We start from the raw sequence: 14,154 nt of genomic DNA on the forward strand, positions 1-14,154 counted from the left end.
TCATTCGCTCGATTGCTGCAGGATTTCTACCGGCATGTAGAGGTCTCCGCCCTCGCGATAACGCGCTGCCATCGCATCCAGACCTTCCTTCTGTGCTTCGGCGCGGATATCGTGCGAGATGCGCATGGAGCAGAATTTCGGACCGCACATGGAGCAGAAATGCGCCACCTTATGGGCTTCCTTCGGCAGCGTCTCGTCGTGGAAGCTGCGGGCGGTTTCGGGGTCCAGCGAGAGGTTGAACTGATCCTCCCAGCGGAATTCGAAACGGGCGCGGGAGAGCGCGTCGTCGCGCAGTTGCGCGGCCGGATGCCCCTTGGCGAGATCGGCGGCGTGGGCGGCGACCTTGTAGGTGATGACGCCTACCTTCACGTCGTTGCGGTCGGGAAGCCCCAGATGCTCCTTGGGCGTGACGTAGCAGAGCATCGCCGTGCCGAACCAGCCGATCATGGCTGCGCCTATCCCAGAGGTGATGTGATCGTAGCCCGGCGCGATATCGGTCGTCAGCGGCCCGAGCGTGTAGAAAGGCGCCTCGCCGCAGACTTCGAGCTGCTTGTCCATGTTCTCCTTGATCTTGTGCATCGGCACATGGCCGGGGCCCTCGATCATCACCTGGCAGTCTTTCGTCCAGGCGATCTTGGTCAGCTCTCCCAGTGTTTCCAGTTCGGCGAACTGCGCCGCATCATTCGCGTCAGCGATCGAGCCGGGGCGCAGGCCATCGCCGAGCGAGAAGGAGACGTCATAGGCGCGGCAGATGTCGCAGATCTCCTCGAAATGCTCGTAGAGGAAGCTTTCGCGGTGATGATGGAGACACCACTTCGCCATGATCGAACCGCCGCGCGAGACAATGCCGGTCACGCGGTTGGCGGTGAGCGGGATGTAGTGAAGCCGCACGCCGGCATGGATGGTGAAATAGTCGACGCCCTGTTCGGCCTGTTCGATCAGCGTGTCGCGATACACCTCCCAGGTCAGGTTCTCGGCAATGCCCTCGACCTTCTCCAGCGCCTGATAGAGCGGCACGGTACCGATCGGCACCGGCGAATTGCGGATGATCCATTCGCGGATGTTGTGGATGTTACGGCCGGTGGAGAGATCCATGACGGTATCGGCGCCCCAGCGGGCCGCCCAGACCATTTTCTCGACCTCCTCCGCCATCGATGAGGTGACGGCCGAGTTGCCGATATTGGCGTTGATCTTCACCAGAAAATTGCGGCCGATGATCATCGGTTCGGCTTCCGGATGGTTGATGTTGGCGGGGATGATCGCCCGACCCGCCGCCACTTCCTGCCGGACGAATTCCGCCGTCACATGGTTCGGAATTTGGGCGCCGAAACTTTCGCCGCTGCGGACCATGGCTTCGGCCCTCGCTTTGCGGCCGAGATTTTCGCGGATGGCGATGAACTCCATTTCCGGCGTGATGATACCGGCGCGCGCATAGGCGAACTGGGTGACGGCCTTGCCGTCCTTTGCGCGCAGCGGCTGGCGTAGCGCGGGGAATTCGGGCGTCAGCCTTTCGCCGCTGGCAAAGCCGTTGTCTTCGGGACGGACATGACGGCCCTGATAGGCCTCGACGTCGCCGCGGGCGAGAACCCAGTCACGTCGCAGTGAGGGCAGCCCTTGTTCGATGCGGATCTCGGTGCCCTCGATCGTATAGGGGCCGGACGAGTCGTAGACGACAACGGGCGGCTCGCCCGATGTCGGATGCAGGCTGATTTCGCGCATCGGCACGCAAATTTCGGGATGGACGTCCCCCCGAATGTAGATCTTCCTGGATGCCGGCAAGGGGCCGATGGTGACGGATGGGGTGATATTCTTTGCGGCGATATTCATGGTTTGAGGCTCCAAGTTTTCGATTGGAGACCCAGTCCTCAGCCGGAATGATGAAAAGACGCCGGCACGGATTCGACGCGTGAATCCACTGCCTTCGAGCGCTTGCACCGTCCCTACGCCAGTATGAACTGGATCAGGTTCAACGGGTCACTGCGCCACAATCGGCAAAGCCGTATTGTCCAGCAGTATCTCAGCCCCTTGCCGGGACCCCCCTGGTGAATGCGAAAAGGGTAGAGGCTTGCCGAGGGGACTGTCAAGCGACAATCTGCGATGGCTCGGGGTCAGGTTACACACAGGCTATCGTGCGTGTCGCCGCGATTAAGCGATGGACAAGGGCAATCGTCCGGTCGGCACGCTTCCGCAAGACAAGCGCCCTTGTCGCATAGGCAGTCGATTTATTCTGAGTAGTTCGCCAAATCTACCGAGATACAGAAGCGCTATTGAGAAAGCAGGCGCGGAACTGGAAAGTCTAGTACTTTGTCCGTGTAGCTTTCGACCAAGGCGCTAAACGGCGTGCCGTCTCGAAGTTTCAGTACGGCACGATGTTCGAGCAGGAACGGCGGCAGGCTGAGGGAACTTGTTTCATGCGCTGTTAAGCCGTCCATGTCCCAGCCTTCGGATAGAGGGGACCAGAGCAACTTGGCAGACAGGTTTGTGCGAGTGAAATTAAGAGCCTGAACGGCTCTGCCAAACGCGATATCGCTGGTCTTCAAAGCCTGATTCATCTCTGCAGTTAATTTTGCGGGTACATACCAATTTTCGGCTTCCGACAAGACGCGGTCGCCGCAGACCAGGCGGACGCGGCGATAAGCGATCAGCTCACCGGGTCCGACGGTCAGAAGGTCACGGATGTGCTCATCGGCCGGCTTGTCTTGCCCGCCCACACGCTGAGCTACAATCTTAGAACCTTCCGGTGCGAGCTTGTGCGCGGCGCACCAGCGGTCAAGGGTCAACGTAGCACTGGCATTACTCAGGAGATTGGTATTCAAGGTCTGAAGGACCGCAAGCGCTTCCACTCGAGATGCCGGCGTGTTCAGCCACTGAGACCCTATAGACGGTTCTTGCGCGATTGCGACCTGGGTGCCCAGCACGATGGCGGCCGCTGCAAATGCGGCGATACGAATGCATTTCGCAGGACATAATGACATGGAGAATGAAATCCTTTCTGCAGTATAATTGGGCAAGCCTTGCGGGCCAAATATCCTTGATTTTTGCCGATGAGCGAGCGTTGTCAGTGTATATGATAGCGGCAGCAGGATTTGAACTGCGGCTCGCGTGTACCGCACAATGGTCAGTTTCCAAAAGACTTTCTTACCATCTTTCGATGTTCCAACCGTGCTGGTTCGCACCTGTTGAAACTTGTGTGCCCGAGCCGTCCTTTGCTTGTGTCGCATCCATGTCGTCCATAATAACCTCCATCCGCTCGCCGACCTTTTGTTGGAGTTTGAAAGCGTTGGCGACTGAGCCGGCGCTTCCATTTGGGGATTTGGAAACCCGAGAGACGTGGATTTCAAATGAGGAACGTGGCGGCCGGTCCGAATTCTCCCAATTCTATACTCGTGCCTCTCACTTAAAGGTTCAGCGCCTTTGTCTTCGCCCTCGCTTGTTGCGAGATGTTCATAAAGCTGGATCGGATAAAATAGCTCGCAACCGAAAGCAAAATCTAGGAGCCATTGTTGGAAAAAGGTCTTCTTCGTCGACCCGGAGCTCTCCTGCCTCTCGAGTGACAATTGCAGACCAGGCAGCGACACGCCGTCGATGGTTGCCAACTGCAGATGCGAGTAGCCAAGGCGCTTGTCTGATTGCTTTTTCTGATGCATGTCATCGTGCTCCTTGTGCAAGCCTCCCGACCATGATGTTGCCGGCAAGATTTCAGCATTCATAGGAAGCAATATTCCTGCGGTGTGCTATCGTAGCTCCTATCCAGGACAATTCATGAAATACGTCAGCAACGCAACAGATGAGACGGATATATCTTATATTATATCTTTTTTCGTTCGAGACATCGCAAATATCCGTGTGAAAAGTTCGTGAGTGATAGGAAATATTATTTCATATATACCTACATATATTGATTTCACAGCTTTGGGTGGCTGGATGGAATGGCAGGTCTTTAAAGGCCGCGGCAAACGCCCGCTGGTCGAAATGGCAATCGGACGATGCAAGGCTATCATCGGGCGGCGTCTGCGGGCCAGGTCGCCCCTAGTCAGCAGACCGAAGTCGCGATCGACTGCGCCTTTCTCAAGCATCCTTGGCTGCGCGCCCGAAATCCATTCGCCGCACGGCACACACGGCACGATCAGCCGTTTCAAAGATTCGCAAGGACAGCTCGTCGTCGTCGGCGACGCTCGAAGCTCCACAAAACGCTTAAGGTGCCAAGACGAGGAAGCGCCCTTGAGCTCAGGCTGCGCTTGATCCGATGCGCTAGCAAGGGACGCAACGTCATATCGTCGTCGACACGCTTGGACTGATGGTCGGCCTCGTGGTTCACAGCGCCGAGATTCAGGATCGCGATGGTGCACCTGCCGCCCTCAAACCACTCTCAAGCGCTGGCCGTGGCTGAGACATATCTTCGCCGACCGTGGTTATGCCGGACCGAAGCTGAAGGGCGCACTGCAAAAGATCGCAAAGTTCACTCTCCAGATCGACAAGCGGACCGACAAGGCAAAAGGCGTCGAGGTTCTGCCGCGTCGCTGGGTCGTGGAGCGCACCTTCGCGTGGCTTGGCAGATGCCGTCGAAGGATTGGGAAAAGTCCCTCGCTTCAGCCGAAGCATGGATCACTATCGCCCACATCCGCGTCCTGACACGACGTTTGGCAAGATATGGATATCGTTGAAACCTCGTCGAGTCAGGCTCTGAGAGCGCTTTCGAAGCGTTACGGGATCAATCAGAGACCGTCGCCAAGTGGCGGAAGCGGTCCTCGGTTGCGGATCTTCCCACCGGCCACCGCGGCTGATCGTCAGAACGCCGGCACGCTCGATTGATGGCCGCCCCCGAAGCCTGTCACCTGCCGCAGGGCTATAAAACGTGCAGGCGCTCGCCTCGGGACGCGCCCGCCCTCGGACCGCTCGTCCATGATCGCTCCATCAAACTTCCACGGGGCTTGAACTCACTAAGTACATACAGACGGAACAAGGAGACAACGATGATGACTCACATGGCCTTGAGCTGCCGAGATCAACTAAGAGAAGTTCCGTGGTGACTGGAGTGGTAAAGAAAAACTTCGATTGCAGTCGCCCGGGGTGCCCTCATGTCGTACCAAATCTGCTCTGCAGCAAGATGAGATGTTCTGATGTCTGACATAAAGCCGCAAGCAGATGCCCGTCCTCCCCACATAATTGGGTTAAAAAAGCCGCTTGGAGTGGTAGGGGGAATGGGAAGTCTAGCAACTGCGAAATTTCTGCAGGCTTTGGCTCAAAAAAGTGGCGCGGACAGAGATCAAGACCACGTCCCATTTATTACTCTGTCACTTCCAAACATTTCTGATCAATCACACGCAATATCGATCGGTAGCAATGCGCCTTTGGGACAACTTCTGGAACGCGCAAAATGGCTCGAAAACGTTGGATGTGGAGCTATAGCCATCCCCTGCAATACCGCGCATTTTTGGTCTTCTGAAATTGCAAACGCACTAACAATAAAATTCATTAGTATAGTTGAGGTTACCCGCGACTTCATACGTCAGAATAACGGAACGGATCTAGATAACCTACGAACAATTGTCCTGGGAATGAAGGCAAGTATTCAAGAAAAATTGTATGGAAATTCAACGGCAGGCTGGGGTGGCGTCGACCCTGGTTTCGAGGTAATTCAACAAGATGCAGTAAGTGTCATTGATGAAGTCAAGAGGGGGAATATAGGTCGTGCGAGATTTAAAATGGCGTTACTGGTAGCACGAACACGGAGCTTCAAACCGGACGCTATTATACTTGGGTGCAGTGAGCTTTCTCTCGCATCCAGAGATATTTTCAAAGGTTCAGATGTTATAGATCCGGTAGATATTCTTGTGGATGCGTGCATTTCATGGTTTCGCGAAACATAGGCATCAACAAGCTTAGGAGCGATAGAAAGGGTAGCAAAGGTCGAAACTTCTACCTGGTATATCGGATCACTCAATGGCGCCGTCAGTTCACATGCTTTCGGACCAGCGTGTCACAATCGGCCCTCCCCAATCTCAGAGCAGGATTTTGCGTAACCGCCCGATTGGCACCGCCTGCCGCCTAGCGCCCTGATGGCCTAAGACACGTGTTTAACGACGTCGTTAGCGACGTGTCTTAGGCGAGGATTGCGATGCGCGTTGAAATTCTTGGGCAGGAACGTCGACTGCGGTGGCGCGAAGAAGACAAGCTTGCGATTGTCATGTCGGTTGGGGTTTCTGGAGCCACGATCACAGAGATTGCTCATCGTCATGATGTAACGCGGCAGCAGATATACGCCTGGCGTAGCGAGCTCAAGAAGAAGGGGCTGCTCCCGGTGTCTTCGAATGCATTGTTCATTCCCGTCGATCTGAATGCCGTGCAGAACGATGCCCCTGAATTGAGGGAGAGCTGCTCCGGGATGATTGAGCTACGATTGATCTGCGGCCGCACGCTTCGTTTCGAGAGTTCTATGGCTCCCGATGTCCTGACGCAGATTATCCGGGCAGTGGAAGCAGCATGATTGGGCCTGGGACCGGCGTTCGGGTGTATCTTGCGTGCGGGATCACGGACATGCGCAAGGGAGTAGAAGGCCTTGCCGCGCTTGCGCAGGATGTTTTGCGTCAGAAGCCGACTGGCGGCGCGGTCTTCGCCTTTCGCGGCAAGCGTGGCCAACTACCGACATTCTGCATACGTTTCTCGCTTTTCGACGATTGCCTATCCTTGGCACCCGCTGTTCGGGAAGAAGGTGCAGGTCTCGCCGTTCAGGCGTGGCAAGGGTTTAACCTGCATCTACACGGATGAGCGTCCAGATCTCTGCCGCGAATTGCCGAATTGGATGTTCGATCAAAGTTATTGCACCACCATGGCGCTAGGGCTGCCTGAGATCAGCATCGCCGGCCTCAACGAATTGGCAGCGGCGCTGGCATCGTTCGACGCGACTCGCTTACGAGGCGCAAAATCCCGTCCTTCGAGGAAGAAGGAGAAGGATGATGCGAAGCAGGCGACATCAAAATCGCGATCAACTCGTTCTGGAGTTGGAGCGCCAAAATCTTCAGGTTCCAGCGGTCAAGAACGTCAAAGAGTTGGTGGAAGCGCTGGCGGATCTTCTGCTGGAAGCTTTGGAAGCAAACAGAATGACGAAGACGGGAGGCGTTGATGAACACGAAGATCACGCCTGACCATCTTTGCCGCGCCGCTGTGGTCTATGTCCGCCAGTCCACAATGACTCAGGTCACCGGCAATCTGGAAAGTCAGCGCTGGCAATATGACCTGGCTGGAGCTGCCGCGTCGACTGGCTTTGCATCGGTGAGCGTAATCGATGACGATCTCGGCCGCTCAGGTTCAGGCAGCACGGAACGGCCTGGATTCGAACGGCTTGTGGCACAGGTTTGCTCCGGCAATGTAGGAGCGGTCTATTGTATCGAGGCGTCTCGGCTGGCGCGCAACGGCAGGGACTGGCATCATCTGATCGACCTTTGCGCGCTTGCGGGTACGCTGGTCATCGATCCGGATGGCGCCTATGATCCGCGGCTCGTCAACGATCGTCTGCTGCTTGGGTTGAAAGGCACGATGTCGGAGTATGAGCTTAGCTTGATGCGTCAACGTGGCATCGCCGCACGTGATTCCAAGGCAGGACGCGGGGAACTGCGGTTCATGCTGCCACCAGGCTTTTGCTGGAGCGAGGCGGGCAAGATCGAGATTGATCCGGACGAACACGTGGCCGAAACGATCAGGCTCGTCTTCGCCAAATTCCGGGAACTGGGAAGTGGACGACAGGTCTTTTTGTGGCTGCGGTCGGCCGATATCAAGATGCCGGTCGTCCTGCGCAATGTCGACGTCTGTAAGCTTGCCTGGAAGGCGCCGGCCTACCACAGCGTCATGCAGATTCTCCACAATCCACTCTACGCGGGCGCCTATGCCTTCGGAAGACGTGCGCAGCGAACGCGGATCGTCGATGGCCGCGCTCGCAAGGCTACCGGGGTGCGCAAGCCGAGGGACGAATGGAGCGTGCTGTTGCGCGACAATCATCAAGGTTACATCAGTTGGGGGGAGTATGAGGAAAACCACAAGCTTCTGACCGAGAACGCGCACATGAAGAAGAATTGCGATCGCAAGTCAGCGCGTGGCGGCCGTGCCCTTTTGACGGGACTGATGCGATGCGGTCGCTGTGGCCGAATGATGCGCGTCTTCTACGGCAGCGCAAAAGGCAATGCCCATCGCTATCAGTGCCGCGGCGACGATGCTCACGTGGGTGTCGGCCTTTGTATCGGCATTGGCGGCGTCAGGGTCGACCGCGCCGTTGCGATGCAGATTTTAGAAGCGGTATCGGACCGAGCTGTCGAAGCGGCAATCTTCGCCTTGGATCAAGTCGAGCGGTCCCGGAGAGATGTCATTGCCGCAATCGAGCGGGACCTCGAAGGCGCACGCTACGAAGCGCTGTTAGCCAGTCGCAGGTATGAGCTTGTGGACCCGGCCAAGCGGCATGTTGCACGCGAACTGGAGGCCCGATGGAATGATGCCCTGGAGCGAGTAGGCGTGCTTGAGCGCAAGATCAAAGATCTATCCGCGTTGTCAGCAGCACGCCCCGTCATCGATCGTGGCCGACTCCTGCAACTTGCCCAGGATTTACCGACCGTATGGAATGCGCCCTCTACGGAGACGCGAACGAAGCAACGGCTCATCCACATCCTGATTCAGGAGATTATTTGCGATCTCGATGATGCGACCAACGAGGCGGTGCTCTTGATCCATTGGACCGGCGGTCGGCACACAGAGGTGCGTGTGGCGCGCGTCAAGACCGGACGATATCCTGCCGAACTCGCACCATCGGCCGTCGAGGCCCTGCGCAAACTGGGCGGACATTGGCCAGATCGGGAACTCGCGGTGTCCCTCAATAGGATGCTTTGCAAGACAGGTGATGGAGAGAGCTGGACTACCGTGCGGGTTCGTGACTTGCGCGAGCGCCTGGGAATTCCCGAATATGATGCCACCAAAGTGGACGTACCGATGATCAGCTTGATGAAAGCGGCGGAGAAACTCGGTATTTGCGTCGGATCGGCCAAAAGCTTGGTGCAGAGAGGAATTTTACCTGCAACGCAAATCCTTCCCGGCTCGCCATGGATGGTTCCCGTCGAAGCATTATCCTCAGAAGCCGCCCGGATAGGGGTGCAGGGTGTCGTCGATCGACGCCCCAAGTTTTATGAGGATTATCAATATGATAAAGTCGTCCGGCTGCCCGGAATCTGATGGAGGGATGCATTATGAAGCGCACTGTGCCGATCGTTTGAAGCTGCTGTATTTTGATGGCCAGGGCTTCTGCCTGTATTACAAGATCTTGCCGAAGGGGCGGTTTCCTTGGCCTTCGGCATCCGACGGGACTGCCCGGCTGACGTCGGCCCAACTGGCGATGTTGTGGGAAGGGATCGATTGGCGTCGTCCTGATTGGGGTGCGCCACCGGCCCGTGTCGGGTGATTTTATCCCACACCACTGGTTTTTATGGAAATTTATCCTGGCTCGTGGTAGTCAGGATCATGTCTAGAGCGACGACAAATCTTCCGGACGATCCAGCCTTTCTCAAGGCAATGATTGCCGCTTTGCAGGCGGAAAATGCGAAGATGTCGGCCACATTGCAGGCGCATGATCAGTTAATCCAAACGCTGCGGCTGCGCATTGCCAAGCTGAAGAAACAGGTCTTCGGCAAGTCGTCTGAAAAGATTGAGCGTGAAATCGAGCAGTTGGAACTGGCGCTTGAGGATCTGTTGATCGCCGCCGCTGAAGGCAGTACGGCGCCAATCGATGAACCTGATGAGGCGGCGTCTGTTGTTCCCTTGGCGGATACCTCTGAAAAGATCATGCGCCGGCGCCCACGCGTCTCGGACAAGGCGGTTCGCGAGCGCCGAGAGCTCGATCCTGGTTCCTGCTGCCCGGAATGCGGAGGTGAATTGCGTCTTGTCGGTGAGGACGTCAGCGAAATCCTCGACATGATCGCCGCGCAGATGAAAGTCATCGAAGTTGCTCGACTGAAGAAGTCCTGCCGCTGCTGCGAGAAAATGGTGCAGGTGGCAGCACCCAGCCGCCCGATACCGGGCAGCATGGCCGGCGCTGGCCTCTTGGCGTACATTCTGGTCTCGAAGTTCGACGACCATTTGCCACTGTACCGTCTGAACGAGATCTTCGCCCGCATGGGCGCCGACATTCCCGACAGCACGATGGTTGATTGGTGTGGTCGCGCCATGCAGGTGCTTCAGCCTCTCATCGAGCGGATCGAAACGGCGGTCATGGCAAGTGACCTGCTTCATGCGGACGACACCCCGATCAGGGTGCTGGATCGCTCGCTGCGAGACAAGGGGTTGGGCAAGGGTGTGAAGAAGGGCAGGATCTGGACGTATGTCCGCGATCAGCGTCCATGGGCAGGCAGTTCCCCGCCCGGTGCAGTCTACTATTTTGCTCCTGACTGGAAAGAAGAGCACGTCCACCGCCACCTCAAGCAATCAAGCGGCATCCTTCAGGCTGACGGCTACAAAGGATATGGCAAGCTATACGCGCCTGGAGAAAAGGGAGAATCTCGCTTCAAGGAAGCCGCCTGCTGGGCTCATTGGCGACGAGACTTCCACGATATCTGGACATCAAACAAGTCCGAGATCGCGCGAGAGGCTCTCGATCGCATCGGAGCGCTTTACGACATCGAGCGAGGCATCAACGGCCAGCCTCCTGAGATCCGGCTTGCCGCGCGTCAGACCCAGAGCAAGCCTAAGGTCGATGCATTCCGCCACTGGGCTGAAGCTCAACTAACGCGCATTCCGGGCAAAAGCGATCTGGCGACAGCTTTCCGCTACGGATTGAGCCGATGGTCTTCACTCTGTCTGTTCCTCGACGACGGCCGCGTCGCGATCGACAACAATTCCGCCGAGCGGGCACTGCGTCCGATAGGCGTGGGAAGACGGAACTGGCTCTTCGCGGGAGCCGATACGGGAGCGGAGACCTTGGCACGCGCCATGACGATCATCGAGACGGCAAAGATGAATGGTCTTGATCCGCAGGCCTATCTGGCAGACGTGCTCGATCGCATCCACGATCACAAGATCAATCGGTTAGACGAATTGCTTCCGTGGAACTGGTCGGCGATCACCACAATCGACGCGAAGGCAGCCTGATGGCGACAGTCACCTACGTCCGTACGATCAAATTTGTTGCCGAAATCCTCGAAGAGGACCCGGAGCTTCTTCAGGCAATTGTCTCCAACGATGATAATCTGAGCTACGGCAGCATCATCTCCGTGTACACCGGAGACGACGAATCGGTGACCGCACTGACAGACGACGGCATGGACGAATTGGAGCAGACGCTCAAAGATGCCCGCCGCTCACCCCAAGAATGGAACGACTTCCTCGACAGCTTTGTTGACGACGAGCTGCTCGTCGCTCGCATCAAAGCAAAATCTCGGCGGTAGCAATCGGGCGGTTACGATTTTGCGGCAACTAGCGACTTCTCAAAATTGCTCGGTCAGACGCCTTTAAAGGGCGACACGACGACTGCTGGTGCAAACATCGGATCTTCCCCGAGTACAGAAAGAACCTCAGCTCGCTTTCGGGCGAGCCGTCGCCACGTGAACAATTGCTGCGGCGTCAACCCATGCCGCCGCGCCACAGAGCACACCGAGGTTCGCAACTCTCCGCAATGATCCGCGCCTTCTGATCGTCGCTCCATTCGCTACGGCGGCCATTGCCAGTGAACACCTCAAACCGGCGTACCGGCTCATCCTTCGATTTAAGTGTAAGCTCTGAAATCGACATATGTCCAAGCCGTCTTTCGAGGTTGAACATCAATGATCAAGCGATGATCCGGAAGGTGGATCAGGACAGCGTCTCTGATGTCCTATGTCAAGGTTTCGGCCACGAGGAATCCCACGCTCCAAAGAACGTCCAGCCAGGATGATCGCGTATGGATGGAGGCGGAACTCAAGGACGTCGGTGAGCAAGCTCTGATGCGCGGGTTGGATACGCATTCCCGATAATGCGTCCGGGGCTGTTCCTATCTTACTACCGGCGTCGGTCGGTACCGGCCACAAAGCGGCTGACGGATACCTCCCGCTTCCAAGCAGGTCTTAGAGCTTCCGCAAATGCCGTCCTGCATCATCTCGCGGTCCGGCGTCAGATCTGCGACGATCCGTTTCAAGTGACCGTAATTTGCTCTGCATGCATGAAAACTCCATGCAGCCTCCACGGAATCTCCACCCGTACGCGAGAGATAGACCTTGTTGAGGAGACACTGATGCGGATTCGGGGCCCTAAGCTGGTTTCTGGCCACACCACTTAGCATGCTGGTCCAATGCTGACGTGCAATCCGCGACACCATCCGCGTGCCACCCAAAGGCTTCGCGAACAACCGACGGCGCGATTGCGATCAGTGTGCCCAACCTCGGGCAGAAGGTTCCGGTCGGCTTAGCTCGATACCGAGAGAGATTGCTCAAATGACGACGCAAGCTGATGCTGATTTGGCCTTTGGGACTTTTTTTCACCAGATGGACGGTCTCTTTCGTGTTGAACAGTTGTTCGAGTGTCTATCTGATTTCGGGAAAATTTTGGGTCACCCTTTGGTCGCCTATGGCGCTTCGACGCACGTTCATAATCCACTTAGAAAAGGCGGAAGCAAATTGCAAACAATGTCGAATTATCCAGCGGCTTGGCAGGAGCATTGTTTAAAAGAAGGTTATGACAGGCTTGGTCCAATCGTAGCGGCGAGCCGATCTCAGTCGTTGCCGCTCCTCTGGGACGAAGTGTATGCCGATCCAAAAACCACGGATAGAGAACGACGCATCTTCGATGAGGCTAAAAATTTTGGTTTGAAGGCGGGCGTTACTGTTCCCCTCCGCGGGCAGGGAGGCAGTTTCTCGACCATGAGTTTTGTTCAAAAAGAAGCGAGTGGACTGAAGGACTTTGAAATCAACTACCTCCAATTTGCCGCGTGGTTATTTCATTTGAAGATCGTGAACACTTTTGACTGCAACGACGAACGTCCCAACCTGACTGGGCGTGAAAAGGAGTGTCTCGCATGGGTCGCAAAGGGAAAGTCCTCTTGGGACATCTCAGGTATACTTGGAATCTCGGCAAATACAATCAATTTTCATATCAAAAACGCTATGAGGAAGCTGAAGACCGGGAATAGAATAGTTGCGGTACTGAGGGCGGCAAGATACGGATTGATTGAGGTGCAGCCGTAGTAGATTGGAGAAACTAAGTTCAAATCATCTTAGGTGTCAAGCGTATTTACGAAACCACGTCGTAATAGCAGGCCGGCGCAAGTAATATATGAAAAAATATATTTTCTCCGGTAGGCGAAGTCGTCGCCATTCTTCTTCCCTGGGTTGGTGTCCACTTTATGGCCGGACACATAAGCTAACTGCTCAGGTTGCAGCGATTCGAATTTATGGTTTGACGCGAGGCGTCGCGAAACCTCCCTCGCATCATTACTTTTAGGAGGCACGCCATGCGCAATGAATTGATCCTCATCATCGAGGACGATCGGGAAACTCGTGCTTTGTTAAAAATTTACCTTGAGAGAGAAGGTTATCGAATAGTGGAGGCATCCGATGGAGAAATAGGCCTTGCGCACCATATGAAGCTGAAACCGGATCTTATCATTCTCGACATCTCGTTGCCCCGCCGGGACGGCTTTGAGGTGTTGGCTGAAATCAGGCGCCGCGGCGATACGCCAGTGATTATGGTGACTGGCCGGGGCAAGCTTATTGAACAACTGCAGGGCTATCGATGCGAAGTAGATGTTTACATTGCCAAACCGTTCGAACCGGACTTGGTGGTGGCCCATACCAACGCGGTGCTACGGAGGGTCGGTCGTCGCACCGCCAATAGGCCAATCCGCCTTGGAAAACTGACTATCGATCAGTCAGCACATGCCGCATGGGCAGATCAACCGACTGGACGAAAAGACCTGAAGCTGACTCCAACGGAGTTCAGGCTTATCTCTCGTATGGCTAGTTCCCCCGGCCGCGTGTTCGAGCGTGCTGAACTGATTGACGCGTGTTTTCCAGAAGATTTGCCGCTCGAGCGGACCATTGATTCTCATATGTCCAATCTGAGATCCAAACTAGACGCGGCAGACCTTCGCGGCATGTTGGTCTCCCTCAGGGGCATTGGATACCGAATGGACAACCCAGATGGTTAGATACA

The 14,154-nt window shown here is 56.0% G+C and carries 12 protein-coding genes, 4 pseudogenes and 1 riboswitch; of the genes and pseudogenes, 12 read left to right on the top strand and 4 right to left on the bottom strand.

Annotation, left to right across the window (positions count from 1 at the left end; genetic code table 11):
• Both thiC and J2J98_RS27540 read right to left on the bottom strand, forming a co-directional pair.
• Window positions 1–1,827: a phosphomethylpyrimidine synthase ThiC gene (gene thiC, locus J2J98_RS27535; RefSeq protein WP_207603878.1), complete on the bottom strand. Its 1,827-nt coding sequence runs from the start codon at window positions 1,825–1,827 to the stop codon at window positions 1–3.
• A 92-nt stretch (window positions 1,828–1,919) separates the two neighbouring features.
• A riboswitch (TPP riboswitch) is annotated at window positions 1,920–2,051 on the bottom strand.
• A 213-nt stretch (window positions 2,052–2,264) separates the two neighbouring features.
• Window positions 2,265–2,975 carry a hypothetical protein gene (locus J2J98_RS27540; RefSeq protein ID WP_207603988.1) on the bottom strand — a complete coding sequence of 237 codons (711 nt, stop codon included), beginning with the start codon at window positions 2,973–2,975 and terminating at the stop codon, window positions 2,265–2,267.
• A gap of 943 nt (window positions 2,976–3,918) precedes the next feature.
• Between J2J98_RS27540 and J2J98_RS27550 the strand changes: the two are divergent.
• The 6 genes and pseudogenes from J2J98_RS27550 to tnpB (J2J98_RS30580) form a co-directional block, all read left to right on the top strand.
• Window positions 3,919–4,108 (top strand): annotated as a pseudogene (locus J2J98_RS27550) (IS5/IS1182 family transposase); the annotation flags it as partial.
• Window positions 4,109–4,255: 147 nt separating this feature from the next.
• Window positions 4,256–4,664, top strand: a pseudogene (locus tag J2J98_RS27555) (transposase); the annotation flags it as partial.
• A pseudogene (locus J2J98_RS27560) lies at window positions 4,651–4,772 on the top strand (IS481 family transposase); the annotation flags it as partial. The pseudogenes J2J98_RS27555 and J2J98_RS27560, both read left to right, overlap by 14 nt.
• Before the next feature lie 348 nt (window positions 4,773–5,120).
• A complete protein-coding gene (locus J2J98_RS27565) occupies window positions 5,121–5,870 on the top strand; it encodes an aspartate/glutamate racemase family protein (RefSeq protein ID WP_207603879.1) in 750 nt (249 codons plus the stop codon).
• 248 nt (window positions 5,871–6,118) lie between these two features.
• Window positions 6,119–6,487 carry a transposase gene (locus J2J98_RS27570; RefSeq protein ID WP_207603880.1) on the top strand — a complete coding sequence of 123 codons (369 nt, stop codon included), beginning with the start codon at window positions 6,119–6,121 and terminating at the stop codon, window positions 6,485–6,487.
• Window positions 6,484–6,642, top strand: a pseudogene (gene tnpB, locus J2J98_RS30580) (IS66 family insertion sequence element accessory protein TnpB); the annotation flags it as partial. The gene J2J98_RS27570 and the pseudogene tnpB (J2J98_RS30580), both read left to right, overlap by 4 nt.
• Before the next feature lie 224 nt (window positions 6,643–6,866).
• On the opposite strand, the gene J2J98_RS27580 reads toward tnpB (J2J98_RS30580), so the two are convergent.
• Window positions 6,867–7,139, bottom strand: a complete 273-nt coding sequence (locus J2J98_RS27580; protein WP_207603882.1) for a hypothetical protein — start codon at window positions 7,137–7,139, stop codon at window positions 6,867–6,869.
• On the opposite strand from J2J98_RS27580, the gene J2J98_RS27585 reads away from it, so the two are divergent.
• The 4 genes from J2J98_RS27585 to J2J98_RS27600 are packed head-to-tail and all read left to right on the top strand — an operon-like array spanning window position 7,123 to window position 11,417.
• Complete coding sequence (locus tag J2J98_RS27585) at window positions 7,123–9,213, top strand: recombinase family protein (protein WP_207603883.1); 2,091 nt, start codon at window positions 7,123–7,125, stop codon at window positions 9,211–9,213. The genes J2J98_RS27580 and J2J98_RS27585 overlap by 17 nt on opposite strands.
• A 7-nt stretch (window positions 9,214–9,220) precedes the next feature.
• The gene (gene tnpB / locus J2J98_RS27590) at window positions 9,221–9,439 is read left to right on the top strand and encodes an IS66 family insertion sequence element accessory protein TnpB (protein ID WP_246569482.1); all 219 of its coding nucleotides are present in this window, start codon (window positions 9,221–9,223) and stop codon (window positions 9,437–9,439) included.
• Between the two features lie 59 nt (window positions 9,440–9,498).
• Window positions 9,499–11,121, top strand: a complete 1,623-nt coding sequence (gene tnpC / locus J2J98_RS27595) for an IS66 family transposase (RefSeq protein ID WP_207603990.1) — start codon at window positions 9,499–9,501, stop codon at window positions 11,119–11,121.
• Entirely contained in the window at window positions 11,121–11,417 is a 297-nt protein-coding gene (locus J2J98_RS27600; protein WP_138396828.1) for a hypothetical protein, read from the top strand. Before tnpC ends, J2J98_RS27600 begins: the two co-directional genes overlap by 1 nt.
• Before the next feature lie 53 nt (window positions 11,418–11,470).
• On the opposite strand, the gene J2J98_RS30795 is transcribed toward J2J98_RS27600, so the two are convergent.
• Window positions 11,471–11,674 (bottom strand): transposase, encoded by a 204-nt coding sequence (locus J2J98_RS30795; protein WP_336246184.1) that lies wholly within the window; start codon window positions 11,672–11,674, stop codon window positions 11,471–11,473.
• Window positions 11,675–12,437: 763 nt separating this feature from the next.
• On the opposite strand from J2J98_RS30795, the gene J2J98_RS27610 reads away from it, so the two are divergent.
• Both J2J98_RS27610 and J2J98_RS27615 read left to right on the top strand, forming a co-directional pair.
• Window positions 12,438–13,187: a helix-turn-helix transcriptional regulator gene (locus tag J2J98_RS27610; protein ID WP_207603884.1), complete on the top strand. Its 750-nt coding sequence runs from the start codon at window positions 12,438–12,440 to the stop codon at window positions 13,185–13,187.
• 266 nt (window positions 13,188–13,453) lie between these two features.
• Window positions 13,454–14,149: a response regulator gene (locus J2J98_RS27615; RefSeq protein ID WP_207603885.1), complete on the top strand. Its 696-nt coding sequence runs from the start codon at window positions 13,454–13,456 to the stop codon at window positions 14,147–14,149.
• Window positions 14,150–14,154: the final 5 nt, after the last annotated feature.

Origin of the sequence: Rhizobium bangladeshense (assembly GCF_017357245.1) — a bacterium.
In the GTDB taxonomy this organism is placed as follows: domain Bacteria; phylum Pseudomonadota; class Alphaproteobacteria; order Rhizobiales; family Rhizobiaceae; genus Rhizobium; species Rhizobium bangladeshense.

What these genes read in the sequence shown, in the direction of transcription:
- J2J98_RS27570 (WP_207603880.1), top strand. Translation starts at nt 6,119, where the DNA reads ATGCGCGTTGAAATTCTTGGGCAGGAACGTCGACTGCGGTGGCGCGAA.
- J2J98_RS30795 (WP_336246184.1), bottom strand. Translation starts at nt 11,674, where the DNA reads ATGGAGCGACGATCAGAAGGCGCGGATCATTGCGGAGAGTTGCGAACC.
- thiC (WP_207603878.1), bottom strand. Translation starts at nt 1,827, where the DNA reads ATGAATATCGCCGCAAAGAATATCACCCCATCCGTCACCATCGGCCCC.
- J2J98_RS27585 (WP_207603883.1), top strand. Translation starts at nt 7,123, where the DNA reads ATGAACACGAAGATCACGCCTGACCATCTTTGCCGCGCCGCTGTGGTC.
- J2J98_RS27610 (WP_207603884.1), top strand. Translation starts at nt 12,438, where the DNA reads ATGACGACGCAAGCTGATGCTGATTTGGCCTTTGGGACTTTTTTTCAC.
- tnpC (WP_207603990.1), top strand. Translation starts at nt 9,499, where the DNA reads ATGTCTAGAGCGACGACAAATCTTCCGGACGATCCAGCCTTTCTCAAG.
- J2J98_RS27600 (WP_138396828.1), top strand. Translation starts at nt 11,121, where the DNA reads ATGGCGACAGTCACCTACGTCCGTACGATCAAATTTGTTGCCGAAATC.
- J2J98_RS27540 (WP_207603988.1), bottom strand. Translation starts at nt 2,975, where the DNA reads ATGTCATTATGTCCTGCGAAATGCATTCGTATCGCCGCATTTGCAGCG.
- J2J98_RS27615 (WP_207603885.1), top strand. Translation starts at nt 13,454, where the DNA reads ATGCGCAATGAATTGATCCTCATCATCGAGGACGATCGGGAAACTCGT.
- tnpB (WP_246569482.1), top strand. Translation starts at nt 9,221, where the DNA reads ATGCATTATGAAGCGCACTGTGCCGATCGTTTGAAGCTGCTGTATTTT.
- J2J98_RS27565 (WP_207603879.1), top strand. Translation starts at nt 5,121, where the DNA reads ATGTCTGACATAAAGCCGCAAGCAGATGCCCGTCCTCCCCACATAATT.